Raw genomic sequence first — 8,020 nt, forward strand, 5'->3', positions numbered from 1 at the left:
ACTACTTAAAACTGACAACTCAATGCTGTCTCGTTCGAAGTGCGGCTATATTAGCGAGGGTATTTAGCCGCTGCAAGTGCTTTTTCCTGATAAATGATGTGTTCGACTGTTTAATGTGCACTTTGGCTGTTTTTTATCTATAAACCTATCAAAATCGGTTCAGTTTAATATCACTAAGTTGTATTTCCACTCGAACATATTGCCTTTACTAACCTTGCTATCAGCTTCAAAACGTTAAAATGGCAAACATTCTAAATTTTAGAAAGATATGAGCTATTTTTACTGATTTTAGTTTTTAATTTTCGTTCTATGATAATGACTATTATTTAATTATGTGGCAGAAGTATAAAGGTTCGGAGTGGCAGTATGTTTAGAAATACTAAGTTAAGTTATGGACTTATTGCTATTGCAAGCCATTGGTTGAGCGCTGTAGCCGTGATTGGATTATTTGCCATGGGGGTTTGGATGGTTGAGTTGACCTACTACAGCCCATGGTACAAAACGGCGCCACATTGGCATAAAAGCGTCGGGATTTTGCTGCTGGCGGTAACGTTATTTCGTTTAGTTTGGCGTTTGATTAATCCAAAGCCTGCACCAGAGCAAAATCATCAGCCATGGGAAAAGGTTACTGCCCAGATTGCCCATGGCGCGATTTACCTCTTATTACTGCTGATTATGACCGCAGGCATTTTGATTTCAACGGCAGAGGGGCGAGGAATTATGGTGTTTGACTGGTTTGAGTTACCCGGCCTAACGCCACTGATTGAAAATCAGGCTGATATCGCGGGGGATATTCATCAATATGCCGCCTATAGCTTGATTGCTTTGGTTGTACTGCATGCCTTAGGTGCTCTAAAGCACCATTTTATCGATAAAGATTCAACATTACTCAAGATGATTAAATTTAACCGAGGATAATATAATGAAAAAACAACTATTAGCGGCCTTGATTGGCGGGTCTTTACTGGCTCCGATTGCTGCATCTGCCGCCGATTATGTGATTGATCGTGAAGGTGCCCATGCCTCTATTACCTTTAAAGTGAGTCACTTAGGTTATAGCTATGTAGTTGGCCGTTTTAATGATTTCAGCGGTGATTTCAGCTACGATGCTAAAAATCCAGCGGCAGCCAAAGTGAATGTAAAAGTGAACACCTTAAGTGTGGACTCAAACCATGCTGAGCGTGATAAACACATCCGTAGCGCTGACTTTTTAAATGCCGCTAAATTTGCCGAAGCGACTTTCGTTTCGACTTCGGTTGAAGATAAAGGTAATGGCGATATGGTTATCAAGGGTAACTTCACGCTAAACGGTGTGACTAAACCACTTGCGATTCAAGCGCATGCTGTGGGTGAAGGTCAAGATCCTTGGGGCGGATATCGTGCCGGCTTTACCGGTACTACCACCTTTGCGATGAAAGATTATGGCATCAAGATGGACTTAGGTCCGGCATCTGCCAATGTTGAATTAGATTTAGTGGTAGAAGGTGTGCGTAAGTAAGCACGCCATTTCTCCTGTAACAAAAAAGCGCCCTTAGGCGCTTTTTTGCTATTTATGGATAGGTGCTTAGGCTTATTCTTGATCTTTTTCAGGCACAAAGCCTTCAATTTCAACGTCTTTACCTTCGAACAGGAAGGATGTCATTTGCTCTTCTAAAAACTTACGATCATCAACATTCATCATGTTGAGTTTCTTTTCGTTAATCAGCATGGTCTGTTTTTTCTGCCATAGGCCCCAAGCTTCTTTACTGATGTTATCAAAAATGCGTTTACCTAAATCACCTGGATACAGTTGAAAGTCTAGGCCGTCGGCTTCTTTGTTTAAATGTACGCAATTGACAGTACGCGCCATGATTATTCCTTACTGACTACAGTGGTTACGAGCAATAGCTACGAGTGATCCCAAGTTGGCTAACACGCGCTCAGTTGCGGCGGCGAGTCCCACTTTGGAAGGTTGATTGATGTTATACCAGAGAGACTGATTTTGTTCCATGACTGCGCCCACGATCTGTTTACCCGCGGTTTGCTTGTCGTAGCCATTCGCGTGACTATCTAAATTCAGTAGCATGGGCTGAATATCTAAATGGAAATGGCTAAAGGTATGCCTAAAACCAATTAATGGTTCGAGTTGAGCGGCTTTATAACCTTGGGCTTCAAGCTCTGCATTGAGTGCGGCTTGAGTATTAAACTCGGGGAAGCACCAGAGTCCGCCCCAAATGCCTGCAGGAGGGCGCTTAGCCAAGAAGACTTGATTATCTTTGAGCAAAACCAACATCCAAGCAGATTTCTCTGGGATAGTTTTCTTCGGTTTTTTACCCGGGAAATCGGTTTGCCTACCCATAAGTTGGGCCTTGCAATCGATAGCCACAGGGCAAGCGGCGCAATTGGGTTTGCTGCGAGTACAAATACTGGCACCAATATCCATCATGGCTTGGTTGTATTTTTGAATATCCTGCTCTGGCGTTAACTGTTCAGTTAATTGCCAGAGTTGCTCCTCCACTGGTTTTTGTCCAGGCCAGCCCGAAATCGCGCCATGTCTTGCTAGGACGCGCTTAACATTGCCATCGAGGATAGGATGCTGCTGCCCAAGTGATAGGGATAGCACTGCACCCGCTGTAGAGCGGCCAATGCCTGGCAGTGCTAGCACTTTCTCAAAATTCGTCGGGAATTGTCCTTGATACAAATCGCGAACCATCTTAGCGGCTTTATGCAGATTGCGAGCCCTAGCGTAATAACCAAGGCCTGTCCAATGGTGCAATACTTCATCATCCGGCGCGTTAGCGAGGGCTAATACATCGGGGAAACGCGTCATAAAACGCTGGTAATAGGGAATAACAGTCGCCACCTGAGTTTGTTGCAGCATAATCTCTGAAACCCATACACTATATGGGGTTTTATCTTGCTGCCAAGGGAGGGTTTTACGACCGTGGGTGTCGTACCAATTAACGATACGTGTTGCAAAGGAGGCTGTAGATTTCATCGGCGCAGTGTAGCGGGAGATAGGGCGGCAAACAAGTCACTCTCACAGGAAAAACAGCGCTAGATTCGCTCCGGCGAAGAATCTTGTTATACTTCGCCTCCATTAGTGCTTGCACTGTAAGTTGAACTTTGGATAATGCCCTTCTTTTTAGAGGGTGTTGTCCACGAGACGAGGCAAAAATGAGCGAAGTCACTACCGCTGAATTTAATGAAGAAGGCAAGTATCTGCGTAAGATCAGAAGCTTTGTCCTAAGAGAAGGGCGTTTGACTAAAGGTCAAGCGCAAGCCATTGAGACTCAGTGGCCAACAATGGGCTTAGATTACAGCCCAACACCATTGGATTTAGCCGAAGTTTTTGGCCGCGAAGCTGACACTGTACTGGAGATTGGTTTCGGTATGGGCGCTTCTTTAGTGCAAATGGCGCAAGAAGCACCAGAGCTGAACTTTATCGGTATTGAAGTCCATAAGCCTGGTGTTGGCTCATGCTTAAGTGATGCCGCTGCCGCGGGCGTGACCAATCTTCGTGTGTATCACCATGATGCGATGGAAGTATTAGAACATGCGATTGCCGATGGCAGCCTGACGCGTGTGCAGTTGTTCTTCCCCGATCCTTGGCATAAAAAGCGCCACCACAAACGCCGTATCGTACAAGCTGAATTTGCCGAATTGATCCGCCGTAAACTGAAGATTGGCGGCGTATTCCATATGGCAACCGACTGGGAAAACTACAGCGAACATATGCTGGAAGTGATGAATGTGGCGAGCGGTTACAAGAATCAATCTGCCGATGGTACTGTTGTACCGCGTCCGGATCATCGTCCACTCACGAAATTTGAAGCCCGCGGTCATCGCCTTGGCCATGGCGTATGGGATCTGATGTTCGAGCGTATCGCTTAATATCGTTATCTTTTTATTGGTTTTTTAACACAACGGGGAAAATCACTATGGCAACGAATCGTAGCCGTCGTTTACGTAAGAAAATGCGCGTCGATGAATTCCAAGAGTTAGGTTTTGACATCACTTGGACGTTCGATGCATCTGTCTCTGAAGCTGAAATTGATGCAACTGTCGATAAGTTTATTGATGAGGTGATTGAAGCCCGTAAGCTAGGCTTCCATGGCGGTGGTCATATCGAATGGGAAGGTATTATTGCGACCCAAACTATCGGGAAGTGCACCGAGGAAGATATCGCTGCTGTTAAGGCATTCTGGGCGGGTCAAAAAGTGACTCAACTCGAAGTTAGCGAACTGTACGATATCTGGTGGAGTTAATGCCAGAACAGGCGTTATTAGAGGAAGTGGTCGACAAAGTTCGACCCTTGCTCGGCCAAGGAAAGGTTGCTAATTATATTCCTGCGCTCGCTAATGTTGATGCTGGCAAATTGGGCATAGCCGTGACAACTATTGACGGTGAAACCATAGGCGCAGGCGATTACCTTGAGCCATTTTCAATTCAAAGTATTTCTAAAGTTTTCAGCTTAACCTTAGCGCTAACTTTATATGAAGAAACCGAAATTTGGAGCCGCGTCGGCAAAGAACCCTCGGGACACTCCTTCAATTCATTAGTCCAAGTCGAACTCGAGCGGGGTAAACCTCGCAATCCCTTTATTAATGCTGGCGCGTTAGTCATCGCTGACTTATTACAGAGCCGTTTAGGGGCACCTAAGCATCGGATGTTGGAATTGGTCAGGGCGTTGAGTCAAAACGATAAAGTTTGTTTCGATAAGCAAGTGGCGGATTCTGAATATCAGCATAGTGCTCGCAATGCGGCCATCGCCTATCTGATGAAATCCTTCGGCAATTTTCAAGGTGATGTCGATACAGTGCTGCGCACTTATTTTCATTACTGCGCCTTAAAAATGAACTGCGCCGATCTATCGCGGGCGATGCTGTATTTAGCTAATCGCGGTAAAACTTTAGACGGTACCGAGCTTATTTCGCAAGTGCAGACTCGACAGTTAAATGCCCTGTTAGCAACCTCGGGCTTGTACGATGGCGCTGGTGAGTTTGCCTATCGTGTCGGAATGCCTGGCAAAAGTGGTGTCGGTGGCGGCATTATTGCGGTGATCCCTGGGGAGCTCTCGGTCTGCGTTTGGTCACCCGAATTAGATAACCAAGGTAACTCCCTCGCGGGGACGGCGATGCTTGAGCATCTCAGCCAGCGTCTCGGACGTTCAATCTTCTGATTTACCTCTTTTATTAGCACCCTTAAGCTAAATATTGGTGAAAATCACTAATCATCTATCGGTGCTAATTTTTATAACTCCATACTAATCATATTGTTACAAAGTTGGCACATCTTCTGCTTTTTGTCTTTTAGCATGTTAGCTTAGTCGAATTACTCAGATTAAAGGATGAACCACAATGAAAATAAATACGCTATTAACTGGAGTGGCATTATCGGGCGTTATTTTAGGTGCTTCTGGCTTGCAATCAGCACAAGCGAAAACCGAGCCGCAAATTGATGAGCGCTGTGAGGTTTCCCTTAATTATGATGTGAAAGTCGAACCTAAAAAATTAGTGATGAGTGAGAAGGGCGCCGAGAAGTATCGTATCGAGGTTGACAAGTTATACGTTGAAGGCAAGCAGGTAACTTTAACTGATAAGCAGAAGAAGCTAGTTAGCCAATATGCCGATGAGGTGTCAACTCAGGTACCTGAGGTGATTGAATTAGTCAATGAAGCGGTTGCACTAGCCTCTCAAGCTGTGAGTATGGCGTTAACGCCATTGATGGGCGATGCCGCTGGCGCTAAGTTTGATGAAATGATGGCAGGTGTGCAGAAGCGTGTCGATGCCGTAGCCTACAAGCAGGGCGATAGTTTTTACCTTGGTGCGACCGAAGAGTCGATGCAAAACACTTTTAACGATGAGTTTGAACAGGAAATGGAGCAAATCGTGCAAAACTCCATTGGCACCCTGATGATGAATATCGGTGGCCAAATTCTTGCCGGCGATGGTGAGTCCTTCGATGCTAAGATGGAGGCATTTTCACAAAAAATGGATAGATTAGGCGATGATATTGAGCAGCAAATTGAATCCCAATCCAAGGGGATTGAAGCGAAAGCCGACCGTTTATGTGACCGTTTTGAAAACCTGCTAGTGCTTGAAAATCAACTGCGTAAAGAAGTGCCTGAGTTAGCACCTTACGTGTTGACGCAAAACACTCACCACGAATTGCGTGAGTAGATATCGCAGAAGATATCTAAGGGAATAAACAGGTTTTTATGCTAGAACGTTTGCCTAGCTGGCAAAATGAATAAAGCAGTATAAATGATCAATGCCTCAGCACCTTTGTGTTTGGGGCTTTTTATTGGGGAATTGTTACCAAGCACCTTGATATTAATCCCAATGCTTGCGGCTATTTAGTGTGGAATGTTACATTCTTCAGACTAATGTTTGGTATACTCTTAAAATATAATGAAAAGCTGGCAACTCAGTCAGATAAAACACTCTACTTTAGCTGACTTTTTCGGTTTAAATCTCTACAACGAACCCATTTGCTGTGAGATATTAAGGCGTTATGGAATGCTGCATTCCTGCGTTATTCCGAAAGTTTAAATCACTGTCGAAACTGCTTAAGGCGACTTTCCATGTTAGAACTGTTAGAACCTATTGCGATTTTTACTCATGTGGCCAGAGCCGGAAGTTTCAGTGCGGCCGCAAGAAGGCTTGGGATCTCTAAATCTAAGGTTAGTACGCAGGTAGCCGATCTCGAGCATAGACTCGGTGTTCAACTGATCCAGCGTACTACTCGCAGCTTAAGTTTGACTGAAGCTGGGCATTTGTTATATCTGCAAGGTGAAGAGTTACTCCGCGATGCTGAGCAGGCGATTGCTAGCGTGCATAATTTAAACGATGCGACCCGCGGCGTGTTAAAGGTGGGTATTTCTCAGTCCTTTGGCGCTATGCATATCATTCCCGCACTGCCATCCTTTATGGCAAAACACCCTGAGCTCGAACTGCAAGTCAGTTTGCTTGATCATAAGGTGGATGTGGTCAGTGAAGGTTTAGACTTACTGTTAACGATGTCTGAGCAGCTTCCCCTTGGTATGGTGGCGCGACCTTTGATGAAGTGTCAGTTCCTACTCGTTGCCTCACCCGATTATATTGCTAAGCATGGCGAACCTTCGCGTCCAGAGCAATTAGTCGACCATAACTGCTTGGTGTATCAAGGTGAGTGGCATGAGCACAGCATGTGGCAGTTTAAAAAGGGCGATGATTACTGTGAGATAGGTGTCTCAGGTAACTTTAGGGTGGATAACGCTCCTGCTTTAAAATCAGCTGCGATCAGTGGCTTAGGGGTTGTATATCTTGCTAGTTACTTGATGGAAGATGAGATCGCTAAAGGTACCTTGGTGCCACTATTGAGAGATTGGCAATTGACTCATCATTTACCGCTACAGGCGGTGTATCCACGTCGTAAGCATTTAGCGCCTAAGGTGAGTGCCTTTATTGAGTTTATTAAAGACCATATTGGTAATCCGCCTTATTGGGATATCCCTTATGCTGAACTTTTCAGTGAGCGTCAGTAATTTTGGAAACATTGTTCTTAAAATGCGTTCAATGCGTTTTGGAAGCGTTTGTCGATATTTTAAGTTAAATAAAATCAGCCGCTTACATGTTTTTGGTCTTGCATTTTAGTTTGGTTTTTTAGCATTGTCTAAAACAAGTTTTTGAAGCTTGTATTGAAGTCTGTTCTTAAATGAATACAATGATTGTCAGATGATTCGGAATGACCTGAGTCCTATGCTTTTATTGGAAATGACCCCTTTCGATATGAGTGTGCAGGTCTGCAATATTGCGGTTTCGAATCACCGCCAGCAGAAGTTTGCGAACTAAAACAATGTTGGCTTTTAAACCATCATCCTAGTTTTTGGTTTACCTCAGCTTATTAGGCTGAGGTAATTTTTTTCTGATGGTTTAATCGTGGGAAATGAGTTTTGTCTCTCTGTACCCTAAAGTCACACCGAGTGTTAAGTATTGAGCTTAATTCATCAAATATAGTGATTCACAGTGAGATAGGGTTTTATGACCAAGCTGGTGAT

Annotated in this window: 9 protein-coding genes; 7 read left to right on the plus strand and 2 right to left on the minus strand. The window is 44.5% G+C overall.

The genetic code is table 11. From position 1 onward, the window contains the following. Window positions 1-366: 366 nt before the first annotated feature. Together SHEWPOL2_RS20900 and SHEWPOL2_RS20905 are read left to right on the plus strand one after the other, a co-directional pair. A complete protein-coding gene (locus tag SHEWPOL2_RS20900) occupies window positions 367-918 on the plus strand; it encodes a cytochrome b (protein ID WP_037431339.1) in 552 nt (183 codons plus the stop codon). Window positions 919-922: 4 nt separating this feature from the next. Further along, window positions 923-1,498: a YceI family protein gene (locus tag SHEWPOL2_RS20905; RefSeq protein ID WP_037420837.1), complete on the plus strand. Its 576-nt coding sequence runs from the start codon at window positions 923-925 to the stop codon at window positions 1,496-1,498. A gap of 72 nt (window positions 1,499-1,570) precedes the next feature. Here the strand turns inward: SHEWPOL2_RS20905 and SHEWPOL2_RS20910 are convergent, their stop codons facing one another. Both SHEWPOL2_RS20910 and mutY read right to left on the minus strand, forming a co-directional pair. After that, window positions 1,571-1,849: an oxidative damage protection protein gene (locus SHEWPOL2_RS20910; RefSeq protein ID WP_037431342.1), complete on the minus strand. Its 279-nt coding sequence runs from the start codon at window positions 1,847-1,849 to the stop codon at window positions 1,571-1,573. A gap of 9 nt (window positions 1,850-1,858) precedes the next feature. Beyond that, the gene (mutY, locus tag SHEWPOL2_RS20915; protein WP_037431344.1) at window positions 1,859-2,977 is read right to left on the minus strand and encodes an A/G-specific adenine glycosylase; all 1,119 of its coding nucleotides are present in this window, start codon (window positions 2,975-2,977) and stop codon (window positions 1,859-1,861) included. A gap of 179 nt (window positions 2,978-3,156) precedes the next feature. On the opposite strand from mutY, the gene trmB reads away from it, so the two are divergent. From trmB to SHEWPOL2_RS20940, 5 genes are all read left to right on the plus strand, one after another. Next, window positions 3,157-3,873 (plus strand): tRNA (guanosine(46)-N7)-methyltransferase TrmB, encoded by a 717-nt coding sequence (gene trmB / locus SHEWPOL2_RS20920; RefSeq protein WP_037420811.1) that lies wholly within the window; start codon window positions 3,157-3,159, stop codon window positions 3,871-3,873. 47 nt (window positions 3,874-3,920) lie between these two features. Beyond that, a complete protein-coding gene (locus SHEWPOL2_RS20925) occupies window positions 3,921-4,247 on the plus strand; it encodes a YggL family protein (protein WP_037420808.1) in 327 nt (108 codons plus the stop codon). After that, complete coding sequence (gene glsB / locus SHEWPOL2_RS20930; protein ID WP_011621971.1) at window positions 4,247-5,161, plus strand: glutaminase B; 915 nt, start codon at window positions 4,247-4,249, stop codon at window positions 5,159-5,161. Before SHEWPOL2_RS20925 ends, glsB begins: the two co-directional genes overlap by 1 nt. 178 nt (window positions 5,162-5,339) lie before the next feature. Further along, the gene (locus SHEWPOL2_RS20935) at window positions 5,340-6,161 is read left to right on the plus strand and encodes a YggN family protein (protein ID WP_037431347.1); all 822 of its coding nucleotides are present in this window, start codon (window positions 5,340-5,342) and stop codon (window positions 6,159-6,161) included. A gap of 404 nt (window positions 6,162-6,565) precedes the next feature. After that, window positions 6,566-7,507 carry a LysR family transcriptional regulator gene (locus SHEWPOL2_RS20940; protein WP_011625622.1) on the plus strand — a complete coding sequence of 314 codons (942 nt, stop codon included), beginning with the start codon at window positions 6,566-6,568 and terminating at the stop codon, window positions 7,505-7,507. Window positions 7,508-8,020: the final 513 nt, after the last annotated feature.

The sequence above is a fragment of the Shewanella sp. POL2 genome (genome assembly GCF_000282755.1).
Classification (GTDB): domain Bacteria; phylum Pseudomonadota; class Gammaproteobacteria; order Enterobacterales; family Shewanellaceae; genus Shewanella; species Shewanella xiamenensis.